Origin of the sequence: Corallincola spongiicola (assembly GCF_004284785.1) — a bacterium.
GTDB lineage: Bacteria > Pseudomonadota > Gammaproteobacteria > Enterobacterales > Neiellaceae > Corallincola > Corallincola holothuriorum.
Genome location: NZ_SHLY01000005.1, coordinates 126,297 through 140,767, shown reverse-complemented (window position 1 = coordinate 140,767; position 14,471 = coordinate 126,297). Strand labels below are relative to the sequence as shown.

11 protein-coding genes and 1 pseudogene are annotated in these 14,471 nt (G+C 50.1%); 2 read left to right on the top strand and 10 right to left on the bottom strand.

Features of this window, described 5'->3' with window-relative positions; all coding sequences use genetic code 11:
- Positions 1–187 precede the first annotated feature (187 nt).
- Positions 188–1,657: a carbon starvation CstA family protein gene (locus EXY25_RS14210; RefSeq protein ID WP_130567273.1), complete on the top strand. Its 1,470-nt coding sequence runs from the start codon at positions 188–190 to the stop codon at positions 1,655–1,657.
- Positions 1,658–1,784: 127 nt separating this feature from the next.
- Here EXY25_RS14210 and EXY25_RS14205 read toward each other — a convergent pair whose 3' ends face one another.
- Positions 1,785–2,255, bottom strand: coding sequence for a hypothetical protein (locus EXY25_RS14205; RefSeq protein ID WP_130567272.1), 471 nt, complete (start codon positions 2,253–2,255; stop codon positions 1,785–1,787).
- A 231-nt stretch (positions 2,256–2,486) separates the two neighbouring features.
- On the bottom strand, positions 2,487–3,011 hold the full coding sequence (locus EXY25_RS14200) for a P-loop NTPase family protein (RefSeq protein WP_130567271.1): 525 nt from the start codon (positions 3,009–3,011) through the stop codon (positions 2,487–2,489).
- A 952-nt stretch (positions 3,012–3,963) separates the two neighbouring features.
- Between EXY25_RS14200 and EXY25_RS18925 the strand changes: the two are divergent.
- Positions 3,964–4,068, top strand: a pseudogene (locus EXY25_RS18925) (IS30 family transposase); the annotation flags it as partial.
- Positions 4,069–4,464: 396 nt separating this feature from the next.
- On the opposite strand, the gene EXY25_RS14190 reads toward EXY25_RS18925, so the two are convergent.
- The 8 genes from EXY25_RS14190 to EXY25_RS14155 all read right to left on the bottom strand — a co-directional run bounded on the left by EXY25_RS14190 (position 4,465) and on the right by EXY25_RS14155 (position 14,461).
- Entirely contained in the window at positions 4,465–4,899 is a 435-nt protein-coding gene (locus EXY25_RS14190) for a hypothetical protein (RefSeq protein ID WP_130567269.1), read from the bottom strand.
- Between the two features lie 111 nt (positions 4,900–5,010).
- On the bottom strand, positions 5,011–5,400 hold the full coding sequence (locus tag EXY25_RS14185) for a hypothetical protein (protein WP_130567268.1): 390 nt from the start codon (positions 5,398–5,400) through the stop codon (positions 5,011–5,013).
- 449 nt (positions 5,401–5,849) lie between these two features.
- Complete coding sequence (gene atzF, locus EXY25_RS14180) at positions 5,850–7,709, bottom strand: allophanate hydrolase (protein ID WP_246019566.1); 1,860 nt, start codon at positions 7,707–7,709, stop codon at positions 5,850–5,852.
- On the bottom strand, positions 7,706–11,329 hold the full coding sequence (gene uca, locus EXY25_RS14175; protein ID WP_130567267.1) for an urea carboxylase: 3,624 nt from the start codon (positions 11,327–11,329) through the stop codon (positions 7,706–7,708). The genes atzF and uca overlap by 4 nt, the downstream gene beginning before the upstream one ends.
- Before the next feature lie 112 nt (positions 11,330–11,441).
- A complete protein-coding gene (locus tag EXY25_RS14170; protein WP_130567266.1) occupies positions 11,442–12,080 on the bottom strand; it encodes an urea amidolyase associated protein UAAP2 in 639 nt (212 codons plus the stop codon).
- Positions 12,070–12,837: an urea amidolyase associated protein UAAP1 gene (locus EXY25_RS14165; RefSeq protein WP_130567265.1), complete on the bottom strand. Its 768-nt coding sequence runs from the start codon at positions 12,835–12,837 to the stop codon at positions 12,070–12,072. Before EXY25_RS14165 ends, EXY25_RS14170 begins: the two co-directional genes overlap by 11 nt.
- Before the next feature lie 14 nt (positions 12,838–12,851).
- A complete protein-coding gene (locus EXY25_RS14160) occupies positions 12,852–13,634 on the bottom strand; it encodes an ABC transporter ATP-binding protein (RefSeq protein ID WP_130567264.1) in 783 nt (260 codons plus the stop codon).
- The gene (locus EXY25_RS14155; RefSeq protein ID WP_114339515.1) at positions 13,631–14,461 is read right to left on the bottom strand and encodes an ABC transporter permease; all 831 of its coding nucleotides are present in this window, start codon (positions 14,459–14,461) and stop codon (positions 13,631–13,633) included. Before EXY25_RS14155 ends, EXY25_RS14160 begins: the two co-directional genes overlap by 4 nt.
- Positions 14,462–14,471 lie beyond the last annotated feature (10 nt).

Genomic DNA, 14,471 nt, shown 5'->3' with positions numbered 1-14,471 from the left:
CACAGGCTCCATCGTGTGCCTAGTTGCAAAACAAAGTGCCACGTTAACTATCGAATTATTTCAGTTGGTTATCACCATCATAGCGGCTTAACAACCCCGACCTTGGTCTAATAGAAGAAAGCTTGACCAAGCAATCGGTGTGAATGACACTCAAAGGATAATTATTAAACAGCATGGACAGCAAAACATGTTTATCTTCTTTATCTGTATCGCGTTACTACTCTTGGCATACAAGTTCTATAGCCCCTTTGTAGAACAGCAGGCGGGTATTGATATCAACGCCAAAACACCCCAGTCACGATTTAGTGATGGGGTAGATTACGTGCCCGTACACCCAGTGAAAGCCTACCTGATCCAGTTCCTCAACGTGGCTGGGGTTGGGCCAATTTTTGGACCTATTCTCGGCGCGCTTTATGGCCCTATCGCCTTAGTATGGATTGTGTTGGGCAATATTATTGGTGGTGCCGTACATGACTATTTCTCTGGTGTATTGAGTATTAAAGAGGAAGGTAAGAGCTTACCGGAAATTGCCGGACACTATTTTAACGTCTATTTCAAAGGCGTCATGCTGCTGTTTACGGCAATGCTACTGTTTTTTGTGGGTGTCGTATTCATCATGAGCCCAGCCGGCTTGCTGAGTAACCTGGAGTTTTTTGAAGATACGATATTTGCCAACAACACTTTCTGGGTATTAGTCATTCTGGGGTACTATTTTTTAGCCACCCTACTCCCCATCGACAAGATCATCACCAAGCTTTACCCCCTGTTTGGGTTACTGATGATCGTAATGACCGTTTCTATTGCAGCCGCACTGCTGATCAGCGCCCCGCAACTGCCGGAGGTGGGTGACATCTTTGCTTACTTCGATCACAGCCACTACAACAGCGATCTACTTGCGCCCAATCCCGATGGTCTACCCATCTGGCCACTGCTTTTTGTCACCATCACCTGCGGGGCCATTAGCGGCTTTCATTCAACACAAGCACCGATCATGGCTCGCTGCCTAACCAATGAGAAATATGTTCGCCCAGTCTATTACGGCGCAATGATGTCGGAAGGGCTCGTCGCGTGTGTTTGGGCAACAGCGGGCATCGCTGCTTTCCCAGGTGGCTACGTTGAGCTGAAGAGCATTCTGGACGCAGGAGGTCCCGGTTTAGTAGTGAATCAAGTGGCGACTAGCTACCTGGGGGTTGCTGGTGGCGTGATGGCAATTATCGCCGTGGCAGTCTTTCCTATTACCTCTGGCGATACTGCGTTCCGCTCACTGCGTCTAACCATCATTGATGCATTTAAGATCCCACAGAGCATTCGCAATCGACTGCTGCTAGCCTTACCTATCCTGATCATCGCCTACTTTATGACTAAAATTGATTTCTCGCTGATCTGGCGCTATTTCGCGTTCTCAAACATGCTGCTTTCCACCAGCGTATTGTGGCTAGCCACTAAGTATCTATTCGACCGAAACGCGTTCCACTGGATTGTCAGCTTGCCTGCAATCGTCGGCACCTGTGTCACCGTCTCTTACATCTTAACGGCAGGTATCGGCCTTGGATTACCGCAATCGATGAGTCAACCCGCAGGGATCGCGACTGGCGTGATTTGCTTAACGGCTCTGATATTCCTAAACAAAAGAAGAGAGCTGCCAGCGGTGCCTTAGAAGCTAAGTGACAGATAGCAAAACATGAAAAAGGCGCTGAATTAGCGCCTTTTTCAATGATTGAGATGGAGTGACTTGTCAGTTTGTCAGTGGCCCCGATACCCATGGCAATGGATAGCCTGGTGCACTAATTCAAACGAAAAGACACCGAACCATACAACCCCGTAACAATATCTACTGTACCATCGTCTTTAGTTATCAATCGGAAGCCATTAAATGCCTGAAGGTAGTTGTCAGGCACAAACGCTCTTATATCACCAAGATCAGATGGATACTCACCATGCTTTTGATGATAAATGGCGATCAATTCCATGGTAACGTCATAAGCTTGATGAATATTCTTGCCAAGCATCATCATCCTATCAATAGCATAACGCTGTTCATCGCTGCGGCGGCAAGCATAGAGGTCGATCTGTTTATACCCCTGCCTGGCACTTTGCAGCTGCCCTTGTTCTTCAAGTTGCCGAGATTTATCGAGTATCACTCTGACTTGGTCAATCTTCAGACAATCCGTTTCAGTAAGAGAAAGAAAATAGATCGCACAAACCGGCCCTGCCGAGACAAATATAAAAAAGGTAATTAGAAGGGCAATTTTCATTTTTTCATACTTATATAGAACTCAAGTTAGACATGGCAAAGATATCGCTGAACAGGTCTATTTCTCAACGGACTGGAGGATTTACGAGGGGTTCCTCCTGCGACGCTTGGCTAGCCCCCATTAGACTAGTGCTTCTGATTTCTATCCGGTGCAGAGTAAACAGCACAAAACCGAAGTCAATTAGCTGGATTTTCGGGTGGGTGTCCCCTGAGAACTGAAGCGAAAGCTCTTTCAGACAAAGCGGTTAGCTTTCTGAAGCACAAAGTTGTTCAACTCTGTGACACTCTTAATCACGTGAACCTCTTTGCTACTCGATAGCTCTGTGAGCCTAGACAAAAAATCATCATTCCAAAACTTGGGGCATAGCCTTAAGACCTTATAACTCTCTAATGTGCCTTTAAGTACTAAACTACCATCTGGCCAGCCTTCAGGCTTGACAAATAGGCTTTTGATTAGGCGCTTCGTTACAAACCAGTAACTAACGGGGTAGGCAAGATCTATATAGATCAAGGTATCTGCCGCTTCCAAACGTTTATTAAATGAACCGATAGGCCCAAAGCCATCAATGATCCAACTCTCTGAGCTCAATATGCTTTCATGTGCTTGATTAAAAACCTCGCGCTCAACAAGTTCACCATTTCGTTTATAAACAATTGAATCTAGATGATGAAGTTGTATACCTGTCGCCAAAGCAAGCGCTCTGCTTAAAGCCGACTTCCCACTGCCCGGCTTACCAAAAACTGCAACCTTCTTCATGTGAACTTCTCCGAATGAGAGACTTCCCATAAGGCAGATACAGAAAACCCACCTTTACGGGTGGGTTCAATAAACAAAAGCACATCAAGGATCCCACCATTCCTAAGGAATGATGATAATTCGTTCTTTAAGTTGTTCTATTCTCAATGTCATATAGCCACTCTCATATAAGGCAAGCCAGCTGTCAACGCATTTGTATGAAAATAGAGCAACTCCAGCTGACGACTCAAACCTCTTGTTTGACTTTGGTGCCTGCTGAATCGGATCAACCACATCCTGAATCGACTAGCCTGTCGTTAACTGAACGGGCGTGTTGCGTCCAAGCACGACATTAAACGGATGGACCGATTGTAGGGCAATCATCATATGAGTAACGAACGATTAGCGGTATATCAGTGGCACGAACCGCAGCTAAGCTTGGGACTAAAATACCCAGCCCTCACCTTCTAGACTAGTGCTTCTGATTCCTATCAGGTGCAGAATAAACAGCACAAAGTCGGAGTCAGTTTGCGAGATTTTCGGGTTGGTATCCCCTGAATGGCATTTACTATTTTCTAGAATTGATATTTAACCCAACTAATGCTCCACCAAAAACAAAACAGATAAATAAAGAAAAATTGATTATCGCCACTAAACTTCTATCAAAATTTTTGTGAAAAACAAGCATCATCACCAACGCAATTAGTGATGCAAAACTAATAACGATTCCCAACTCATATTTTTTCATCAATCAAAACACTCTGTTGTTACTTCGCACCTATGATATCCACCGGAGATCTCTGTAGGCAATCCGAAAGTTGCCCGGCCAATAAGGACAGCTTGAACCAAAATCGCAGGACACCCATTCCTCATCATCTAGACTGGTGCTTCTGCCTCCTATCTGGTGCAGAATAAACAGCACAAAACCGAAGTCAGTTCGCGGGGTTTTCGGGTGGGTGTCCTGAGATCTTTGTCAATAACGGAAGCAGACTGTGAATCTATCGCCAAACGATTGAACAACCGCCCGAGAAAACGATTAGGCTACAAAACACCTGAAGAGGTATTCAATGAACACTAACCGCTACTGTTGCACTTCAAACTTGATACTAAGACTCTCTTGCTACTTCAGGCTTCTACTTTGACCAATACCAGCAATATAACCAACTAGCGGGCAAGAAAAGAAAACTTAGAAGGAAAGTATAAAACCCTACAAGTGGTAAATTGTCAGACTTTCCTTTTGCAAATTTCAAAGTTAAATACAGCATAACTAAGAAATTGATCAATATGACTTGACCTACAACTGTTGCGTTTATGTTCATTTATGCATCCTTTCACTGTAGCGCCTTTGTAGTGAATCAGTTTGACTGCTGTCACTTTAAATTCTGTCGTGTATTGCTTCGTCTTCTTTGCGTTCTTATAGCTGGCATAAACATCTCCGTCTTGTTTGACTTTGGTGTCTACTGAATCGGGTCAACTACAGCCCTTGCTGGTTTGATTTGTTATGTTTGATTACCCAGCATGAGCCTTGGACTAACAAACATGTTAAATACAATAATACCGCTATTAAGCCAAGAAGAATGGGCCACGTTGCAACATACAGATGTGAGGCACCTTCATAGAAGTTTGGCCGTTCACGAATTACCAGTAAATAGAACCAAGTAGAGAGACCTATTCCAAGAACCACATCAGAAGCCAAACGATAGATTTTGACTTCCGCGATGTTGAATTTTGTTTTTGCCGATATTAGAAGCGCGACGCCTGCAGGAAATGCGGTAGCAAAACCACAAACCAATACAGAAAAAACTACCCATGCATTAATATCAGGCAAAACCTCACCACGAGTAAAATCCAGCATTACGTTAACGCAGGCCATAACCATTAGTAGCACGATCAAAACTATTCTTGGCATATACTCAATTCATTCCTCATCTTCTAGACTAGTGCTTCTGACTCCTATCAGGTGCAGAGTAAACAGCACAAAGCCGAAGTCAGTTTGCGAGATTTTCGGATGGGTGTCCTCTTAGCTCTTACTGCCAGGCGAAAGAATAACCTCACCGGACTGCTCACAGCCGGAGGATGTCTCAATTGTTATACCGTTTGGACCAAGACCAAAATATGTAGTAGGGTCAACTTCTCGTTCTTTCTTTATTAGCATTAAAAGTGACGGACCCACCTCATAATAATAAACTTTATTATCATAGACATATTCAATGCTAGTAACACGGGAGCTTTCTTGCCCTAAATAATACATATTGCATTCGTAATAAATCTTTTCATATTTTTTGCCATCTGAATAAGAGACATTCAAAACCACATTACTAGAATGCATAACCTTTATTCTTGGTTCATACCATTTATCTCGACAGCCAAGCAAAACATTAAAAACCACAACTAAAACTATAAATTTCATTCCGGTAATCACCCGCCGCTTCCGCTGCCATAATAATTGGCAGCCATTTCCATTAGATTGGGCAACCCAATACCTCCACCATAATATTGATGAACTACGAAATAAAAAGGTCCATAGAATTGATATTGATAAGTATGCGCTGCTTCACAAAATCGCAGGACACCCATTCCTAATCATCTAGACTAGTGCTTCTGACTCCTATCTGGAGCAGAGAAAACAGCACAAAACCGAAGTCAGTTCGCGGGATTTTCGGGTGAGTGTCCTCGGGGTATGACAGAATCAGTTTTAATTAACTATTCAGGAATAAAATTTGTCACCAAATCGGGAACGATTTTTCCGAAATAATATAGTCAGCAACTAAATAGTAGAATGGCGGATTAACCTCCTCCCCAAAAAAAGCCGCCAGCGTTAATCACGCTGACGGCTTTTGGGTTCAGCTTAAATACTAACTATCCCTTGGCACAATACGCTCGCCAACCACCTAAGTGGGTGATCTCAGTTGCGCCCTCAACGGCACGGGGTTCGGCGATAAAGCTGGTGTACCAAGCACCATCCTCCAATTGTACTTTGCCGATGCCCAGCGGGGCTGGAATATCAGCGACAAAGCTGCCAAATGCCTCGGTTGGCACGCGCCATGTTTCCACGGCGATGCCAGCGCCAGCCTGTTCATCGCGCACCATGGCTGGGCGGCCATCTGCCATGGCGAACAGGCGGTAGTCGGCCGAAGTAATACCTTCTGCGATTTTAACTGCGCCACGCTCGCTCAGCTGCCAGTTAAGCGGCATACCTGAGAGGTGCGCGCCGCACACCACCAGATCGACACCCCCTTTGCCTGCGGGGCTGGTTACGCTGCTAGCTGGCAATGGCTTGTCTAACGCGCCGATGGTTTGTTGGCTGTGCTGGCAGAACTGGTTCGCCAGTGACAACAACTGGCGATCGCTGAACGCTTTGCCCAACAGGGTAACGCCAAAGCCTACGCCCGTTGGCAGGAAGCCCGCCGGTATAGCGATGGCGGCCATATCCAACAGATTAACAAAATTGGTATAGGTGCCTAACTGGCTGTTGAGCTTAATTGGGTCGGCTTCTACTTCGGCAATAGTGAAGCAGGTGGGCGTGGTGGGCAGCAGTAAGAAGTCTACCTTTGCCATCACCCGCTCTGCTTGCTGGCGGCAGGCCTGCAACTTATACATCGCCTTAAAACCATCGGCCGCGGTGGGTTTAGCACCGCCACCAATTATGGTTTGGATCACCGGCAACATAGCGTCTGGATCTTGGTTAAACAGTGCTTCGGTGGCGACATACCGCTCGGCTACCCACGGCCCTTCGTACAGCAGACGTGCCGCATCGAGAAATGGCGTCATGTCCAGGGCGGTAATTTGATGCCCCAGCGCTTGCAGTTGCGCTATGGCTTGTTGATATAGGCTGGCGGCGGTGTCATCACCAAAAAACTGCAACTGCTCTGGCAGTGGAATGGCAATGGTTTTGCTGTCAGTCAGCGCGCCATAGCGCCGCGCACTGTTGTCATACGGATTTGGGCGGCTGTAGGGATCAGCCAGATCATGCCCCTCTGCCGCTGCTAAGGCCAAATTGGCGTCGTCCACGGTTAACGCGAAAATCGACACACAATCCAAACTCTGACACGCCGGGATCACCCCTTTGCAGCTGATCACGCCACGGCTGGGCTTTAAACCGATCAGGTTATTGAATGCAGCAGGCACCCTACCCGAACCGGCGGTGTCGGTACCCAAGGCGAAGCTGACTAAGCCTTTGGCGGTAGCAACGGCAGAGCCAGAGCTAGAGCCGCCGGAGATATAGTCGGGGTTAAATGCATTTTTGCCTGCGCCCCAAGGAGAGCGTACTCCCACTAAGCCGGTGGCAAACTGATCCATATTGGTTTTACCCATCGGCATAGCCCCTGCGGCAATCAGTTTAGCTACCACGGTGGCGCTGGCATCAGCCTGATAACGGTAGGCTTCGCAGGCAGCGGTGGAGTCGACTCCTGCCAAATCGATATTGTCTTTCACCGCAAACGGCACGCCATACAGTGGCAACGCGTCGGGCGAGGTTTGCTCCAGCGCCGTCAGATAGCGCTCCAGTTGCGGCAGTTGCAGGCGTTCGATCCAGATATTGTGGTTATCCGCCTGCTCCAGCGTCAGTAGGTGTTGAACTAACTGACGCGGGGTGAAGTCAGCCTGCTGATAATGCCGTTGCAAACCGGCAATAGTGATGTCGAGCTGCGACCAGTCGAATAGACTGCGGGTATGGGTTTGTTGCATACGGTTTGTTCTCGTCTCTACTGGGCTGCTCATGACGATGACTCCTGTAACCAGATCAGTGACTGACCTGCGTTGATCTGAGCGCCCTGCTTACGGCGTAGCGAATTAACGATCCCCGCAATGGGTGCCGTCACCTGAATTTCCATCTTCATCGACTCCAAGATGGCCAGCGTTTGTCCGGCTTCAACCGTGTCCCCTTCGGCCACCATCATCTGCCAGACACTGCCTGCCACATGGCTGTCTATCGGCACGCAGTTATCCGGCATGCAATCATCGCTGCCTTCGGCAACATCCAGGTCCTGACTCGACTCAAAGTTAATCTGGCCAGAGGCTTCCCAGCGCTGTAGCTCTTCATCAAAGGCGGCGTCACGGGCGGTGACAAAGGTGTCGATTTCACTGCTGTTGTCGGCAAGGAACTGCTTGTAGCCTTTCAGGCTAAAGCTGGTTTGCTCGATTTTGAGCGGGTAGCGGCCTTTGGGGAAATCTTCGCGGATCTGTTTCAGCTCATCTGCTGATACCGGATAAAAGCGGATCTGATCGAAGAAACGCAGCAACCAAGGCTTACTGAACTCTTTGCTGCTATTCGCTTCGCTGAACAGTTTGTTCCACATCTGGCAGGTACGGCCAACAAACTGATAGCCCCCCGGCCCTTCCATGCCATACACACACATGTAAGCGCCGCCAATACCGACGGAGTTTTCTGCCGTCCAGGTACGCGCCGGATTGTACTTGGTCGTCACTAAGCGATGACGGGGATCCAGCGGCGTAGCCACCGGCGCGCCCAGATAGACATCACCCAAGCCCATCACCAGATAGCTGGCATCGAATACGATCTGTTTCACCTGCTCGATGTCGTCGAGGCCATTAATGCGACGAATAAATTCAATGTTGCTGGGGCACCACGGTGCGTCATGACGCACAGACTGCATATATTTTTCAATCGCCAGTCGGCACGCTTCATCGTCCCAACTCAGCGGCAAATGCACGATGCGAGATGGCAGTTCCATTGACTCTAAGTCGGTGAGTGAACGCTCAGCGTATTCAAGGTGGGCTAATAGTTCGGTCAACGACAAGGTCAGTGAATCGTAATGGATCTGCAGCGAACGAATGCCCGGTGTCAGCTCTTTTAGCCCAGCTAGGGAGTTTTCCTGCAGCCATAACATCAGCGCATGCACGCGGAAACGCAGTTCAATATCCAGTACCAGCTCACCATATTCCACCAGCAGGTATTTATCACCACTGGGGCGATACACCACATCAATACCGACATCATCCTGACTCAGGGTTTTGACTATCGGTGTGGTCGGTAAACAGGGCGAAAACAGAAACTCCTGAGGCGTTAGCGTATCCAGCATCTGCTGTTGCGCTTGTTCCGCTGCTACCGCTTGCTCAATAGACACTGGCACAAAGCGCAGTTTGTCTCCGGCGCGCAGTTGGCCTAACTTCCAGCGGTCTGCGGCGATCACTGTGGCCGGACAAACAAAGCCCCCTAGCGACGGGCCATCAGGGCCTAAGATCACCGGCATATCACCGGTAAAATCGATGGTACCGATGGCGTAGGCGTTATCGTGAATATTGGAAGGATGCATCCCCGCTTCGCCACCGTCACGGCGCGCCCATTGCGGTTTCGGACCGACTAAGCGTACCCCCGTACGACTGGAGTTGTAATGCACCTCCCAGTCGCTGCCAAAGAACATCTCGATATCTTCCGCAGTGAAAAAATCAGGTGCGCCGTGGGGGCCGTAGATCACATGCAGTGTCCAGCTATTACCGACCTTGGGCTTTAGCTCGTTCACTAGCTCTGTGCTTGTCTGACTCGCGTCCGGCACGGCGGCACACAGATGCAGCGTATCGCCCACCTGCAGGGCACGACCGTTGTGCCCCCCAAACTGTCCCAAGGTGAATGTGGATTTAGAGCCAAGGTAATCGGGGCAATCTATGCCTCCGGCAACGAGCAGATAACTGCGGCTACCAGACTGTGCCACTTTGCCCAGTTGCAAGGTGTCGCCAGCGCGAACATCTATCACCTGCCACATCGCTATCGGCGCACCATTAAGCTGAGCTTCGATCTCCGCGCCAGTAAGCACTAACTGGCGATCGCAGTTAAAACGCAACGTCGGACCACTGAGAGTGATCTCCAAACCTGCGGCAGTTTTGTCGTTGCCCAGTAAGCGGTTACCGAGTTGGAATGAACGATCGTCAAATGGCCCTGACGGTGGCACACCCACATCCCAATAGCCTTGTCGCGCAGGAAAGTCCTGAATGGTGGTCATGGTGCCAGCCATCAACACATCGATACTCAAGGGCTGATAGTTGAAGCTGTTAAGTAAGCGGGTATGCACCTTACCGGCATTCACATCAGCATTTGCCAGCACCTGTTGCAGATAGCTGAGGTTGGTTTCAATACCATAGATGTGACTAGCTGCCAGTGCGGCCTGCAGCTTAGCGATGGCGTCCGCGCGATCATCACCATGAACAATCACTTTAGCGAGCATGGGGTCAAAAAATGGCGAGACCGACTGCCCCGCAGACAACCAGTGATCGACCCTCAATTCAGGGATATCTGGCCAGCTCACCTGACTCAGCGTCCCGGCGCAAGGTTGGAAATCTTTATTTGGATCTTCAGCATACAGGCGCACCTGAATGGCATGGCCTTTGGCGCTAAGCCCGGCGGCCAATTCAGGCAAGGATGGCAGGGTTTGTTGTCCAAGTTTTACCATCCAGGCAACAATATCCACATCAAAGATAGCCTCGGTGACACCGTGCTCTACCTGTAAGCGGGTATTCACTTCGAGGAAGTAGTACTGACCATCACTCACATCGTAAATGTACTCCACCGTGCCCGCGCTGCGGTAAGCGATGGCTGACATCAAGCGTTCTGCTGTGGCTTCCATCTGCGCTTGGGTCGCGGCAGGCAAACAGGGAGGCGGCGTCTCTTCCACGACTTTCTGATTACGGCGTTGCAGGGAACAATCCCGCGCCCCCAAAGTAACCACATGACCAGCACCATCACCGAACACCTGCACTTCAACGTGACGGGCGGTTTGAATATATTTCTCCAGAAATACGCCAGCATTACCGAAGTTATTCTGGCTGAGGCGGATCACTGAATCATAAGCTTGCAGCAACGTGTCTTTGTCTTCACACAGCTGCATGCCGATCCCCCCACCACCGGCAGTACTTTTCAACATCACGGGATATCCGATCTGATCCGCGGCGGCGACCGCTTCATCCAGTGAGGTCAATAAGTCTGTGCCCGGCACCAGCGGAACACCATTTTGCTCAGCCAATTCACGGGCACTGTGCTTCAGGCCAAACGCTTCCATCTGTGTCGGTGTTGGGCCAAGGAAACAGATATCACTTTGCTCGCAACGGCGCACAAAATCGGGGTTTTCACTGAGAAAGCCGTAGCCGGGATGGATCGCATCGGCGCCCGCCTGGTTAGCGATGGCGAACAGCTTGTCTTGATCCAGATAGGTAGTGGCGGCTGCGCCCTCACCTAATGAAAATGCCTGATCGGCTTGTTGCACATGCAGAGAGTCGCGATCGGCTTCGGCGTAAACTGCCACAGACTTTAAGCCGAGGGCTTTCAGGGTACGAATAATACGTGTGGCGATGGCCCCACGATTGGCAATGAGCACGGTGGTTATCATAGAGAAACTGCCTGTTTGCCTGATGGGTCGTCCCATCATCATTCATTCACCTCTGGGTCGTCCCAAAGGGGCGCTGGCGCGCGAACAGTTAGCTTATATAAGCGTTTTTAACTCAATCCCAAATCAACACTTCAACCGGGGTTGGGTTGTAGGCGTTGCAGGGGTTATTCAGTTGCGGACAGTTGGAAACCAGTACGATCACATCCATGTCCGCTTTCAGTTCAACATATTTGCCCGGCGCAGAAATACCATCAGCGAAGGTCAGGCCGCCATCGGCAGTCACTGGCACATTCATAAAGAAGTTGATGTTGTGGGTGATATCGCGCTTGGTCATGCCGAAGTTTTCATTTTCCGCCACCGCCAGCATCCAGCTGTCACGGCAGGCGTGCATGCAGCGTTTTTCCAGATCATAGCGGACGGTATTACTTTCCGTCGCACAGGCACCGCCAAGGGTATCGTGACGGCCACAGGTGTCTGCGACGATCTCCAGCATCGGATTACACTCGTTGGACATCAATACCGTACCCGCGGTCAGGAACACATTGCCCTGCTCTCGAATGGTGTCCATGGCGCTGTAGCGTTCACTGGGATCAGCAGCGGAATAGAACAGCGTGTCAGCGGCCTGATTACCTTCCAAATCGACAATACGCATGGTCTGCCCTGCTTTCACCACTTTCATGTAGTAGTCACCGGCGAGCACAGTATCGGCGATCACCGCCTCAGTGGCGTTCAGTTTACTTTCAGTGATCATGGCAGCCTCCGTGATGGCTAGTGGCAGATGTAAAACCGGCGTCGCCAGCCAGATAAAGCGCGTTGTTTTTAAAGCCTCGGCCATTTTCAGCGCAGTGGGTTAAACAGATATCGTCATCAGCGACCGCACCGGCTTGTTGCAAGGTGATCGCCACAGGCTTAGCCGGATACTCACCCGCCGGATGCAAAGGATGCGGGCAGGTATGCAGCAATACCAGCGTGTCCATCTCAAAGCGCAGCACGATCTCGTCACCGGCTTGACTGTGATCCGCCACGTAACTGAGGTTGCCTAGATCATCCACAGACACCTTACTGAACAGGTTGAGATTGGCGGCCATATCCTTTTTACCCAAGCCATACTTCGCCAGTTCCACCAGAAACGCGGTGTAGCCATTCTGGTGCCACTGGTTGCCCGCTTGCTGGTAGTTTTTATCACCGAAGCGTTTCGCAATAGAGGACTTGGTTGAGTTGCCACACACGGTGTCATGCCAGCCCAGGCTGTCTTCCGTGATGGAGCAAAAAATACGCCCCATATCAGAGTAGAGACAGTTGCCTTTAGTCAGCTTAAAGGTGTGCTGACATTTCAGGGTGTCAGGCGCGTTATAACGCTCCAGCAGATCTTCCGGGTTGTAGAACAACATGCCTAGGTTGGCGCCGCCCTCTATATCTTTAATCCTTAATTCCATGCCACGACGCACCCGCAACGACCAGTGACTGGCCGCCGGTATAGTAGTGGTGTAATTCGCTTGCTCACTCATTGTTGCACTCTCACTTACGCCAGCTTGCGCACAGTTGTTAACTCGGGATCCAGTTGCTGTGCCAAGTCTGCGTGGTTGTCTTTATGGATCGGTAAGTCATAGGTAATCGAGGCACCATAGGCGTTCGGCGCCTGTGGGTCGTGCCTCACTTTGTCGAACACCCAAAGCCGCGAGCCCAGCGCAAACGCTTCCGACAGATCGTGGGTGATCATAAACACGGTCAAGTTTTCCTGCTGCCACAGTTCACGCACCAAGGTATGCATGTCAGCACGAATGCCGGGATCAAGTGCGCCAAACGGTTCATCCAGCAACAGTACTTTCGGCTTAGCAACCAGCGCCTGCGCCAGCGCTAAACGCTGCTGCATACCGCCGGACAGTTCATGGGGATAACGCTGAGCAGCAGGCGTAAGGCCTACCCGATCTAACATGGCATCCACCTGCAGTAACGCCTTGGCTTTTGCGCCACCAAATAAGCGACCTAACCAACGACTTTGTTGCAGCTCTAAACCGACCAGTACGTTCTCGCGCACGGTCAGATGAGGAAACACCGAATAGCGCTGGAACACGATACCGCGTTCGCCATCAGGCTCCGCCTTCAATGGCTGCCCTTCTAGCTTGATACTGCCCTTAGAAGGGATTTCAACACCCAGTAGCATTTTCAGGAAGGTGGTTTTACCGCAACCGGACGCCCCTACCAGCGTGACAAACTCTCCCTGCTCTACGTTCTTATTGAGCCGCTCAAGCACCACGTTGTCGCCGTAGGATTTCCAAATATTTTTAATCTGGATGTAGCTCATGACTGGCCTCCTTGGCTCTGTTGCGAGTGATACCAGGGAAACGCTTTTTTGCTTATCAGACGCAAACCCCAGTCAATCAGGAACGCCAACAGGGTGATCCAAAATACATACGGCAAGATCACATCCATCGACATATAACGCCTAACCAAGAAGATGCGATAACCCAGACCGTCAGTGGCGGCAATCGCTTCCGCCGCGATCAGGAACAGCCACGCTGAGCCTAACGACAAACGTACCGCATCCAACAGGCGGGGTAACAACTGCGGCAACAACACCCGTTGGATCAACTGCCAGCTATTGGCACTCAAGGTCTGTGCCTTAATCAGCTGTTCAGAGGGAATATCCAGGGTTCGCGCCTGCATGTCGCGGATAATAAAAGGCGCGATACCAATGACGATCAGCACCACTTTCGACAATTCACCGAGGCCGAAAATAATAAACAGCACCGGCAAAATAGCCATGGGAGGGATCAAGGAGATAGCGACCACTAACGGCGACAACTTGGCGCGCATCAGCGGCACCGCGCCATTGCCCAAACCGATAATCAAACCGATCAAAGCACTGATACCCACACCCATTGCCAAGCGCGTTAAGCTACTTGCCGTGTCCTGCCAGAACAGGTACTCGCCAGTGCGTTTACTCGGCTCGAAAGCCAGACGTTGGATCGCATCAGCCATCTTGGTGATGCCGGGCAGCAGCTTGTCATTGGCATTTTCAGCCAGCCGCGCTTCTGATGCAGCCATATACACCAACAACAGCAAGATAAAAGGCAATAGCCCCAATATCCAGCGCATCGGTGATGAAGGATGACGATTCACGATTCGCATGACGTGGACT

Bases quoted from the DNA above. Each gene is read 5' to 3' on its own strand.
- EXY25_RS14210 (WP_130567273.1), top strand. From the start codon at position 188: ATGTTTATCTTCTTTATCTGTATCGCGTTACTACTCTTGGCATACAAG.
- EXY25_RS14205 (WP_130567272.1), bottom strand. From the start codon at position 2,255: ATGAAAATTGCCCTTCTAATTACCTTTTTTATATTTGTCTCGGCAGGG.
- EXY25_RS14200 (WP_130567271.1), bottom strand. From the start codon at position 3,011: ATGAAGAAGGTTGCAGTTTTTGGTAAGCCGGGCAGTGGGAAGTCGGCT.
- EXY25_RS14190 (WP_130567269.1), bottom strand. From the start codon at position 4,899: ATGCCAAGAATAGTTTTGATCGTGCTACTAATGGTTATGGCCTGCGTT.
- EXY25_RS14185 (WP_130567268.1), bottom strand. From the start codon at position 5,400: ATGAAATTTATAGTTTTAGTTGTGGTTTTTAATGTTTTGCTTGGCTGT.
- atzF (WP_246019566.1), bottom strand. From the start codon at position 7,709: ATGAGCAGCCCAGTAGAGACGAGAACAAACCGTATGCAACAAACCCAT.
- uca (WP_130567267.1), bottom strand. From the start codon at position 11,329: ATGATAACCACCGTGCTCATTGCCAATCGTGGGGCCATCGCCACACGT.
- EXY25_RS14170 (WP_130567266.1), bottom strand. From the start codon at position 12,080: ATGATCACTGAAAGTAAACTGAACGCCACTGAGGCGGTGATCGCCGAT.
- EXY25_RS14165 (WP_130567265.1), bottom strand. From the start codon at position 12,837: ATGAGTGAGCAAGCGAATTACACCACTACTATACCGGCGGCCAGTCAC.
- EXY25_RS14160 (WP_130567264.1), bottom strand. From the start codon at position 13,634: ATGAGCTACATCCAGATTAAAAATATTTGGAAATCCTACGGCGACAAC.
- EXY25_RS14155 (WP_114339515.1), bottom strand. From the start codon at position 14,461: ATGCGAATCGTGAATCGTCATCCTTCATCACCGATGCGCTGGATATTG.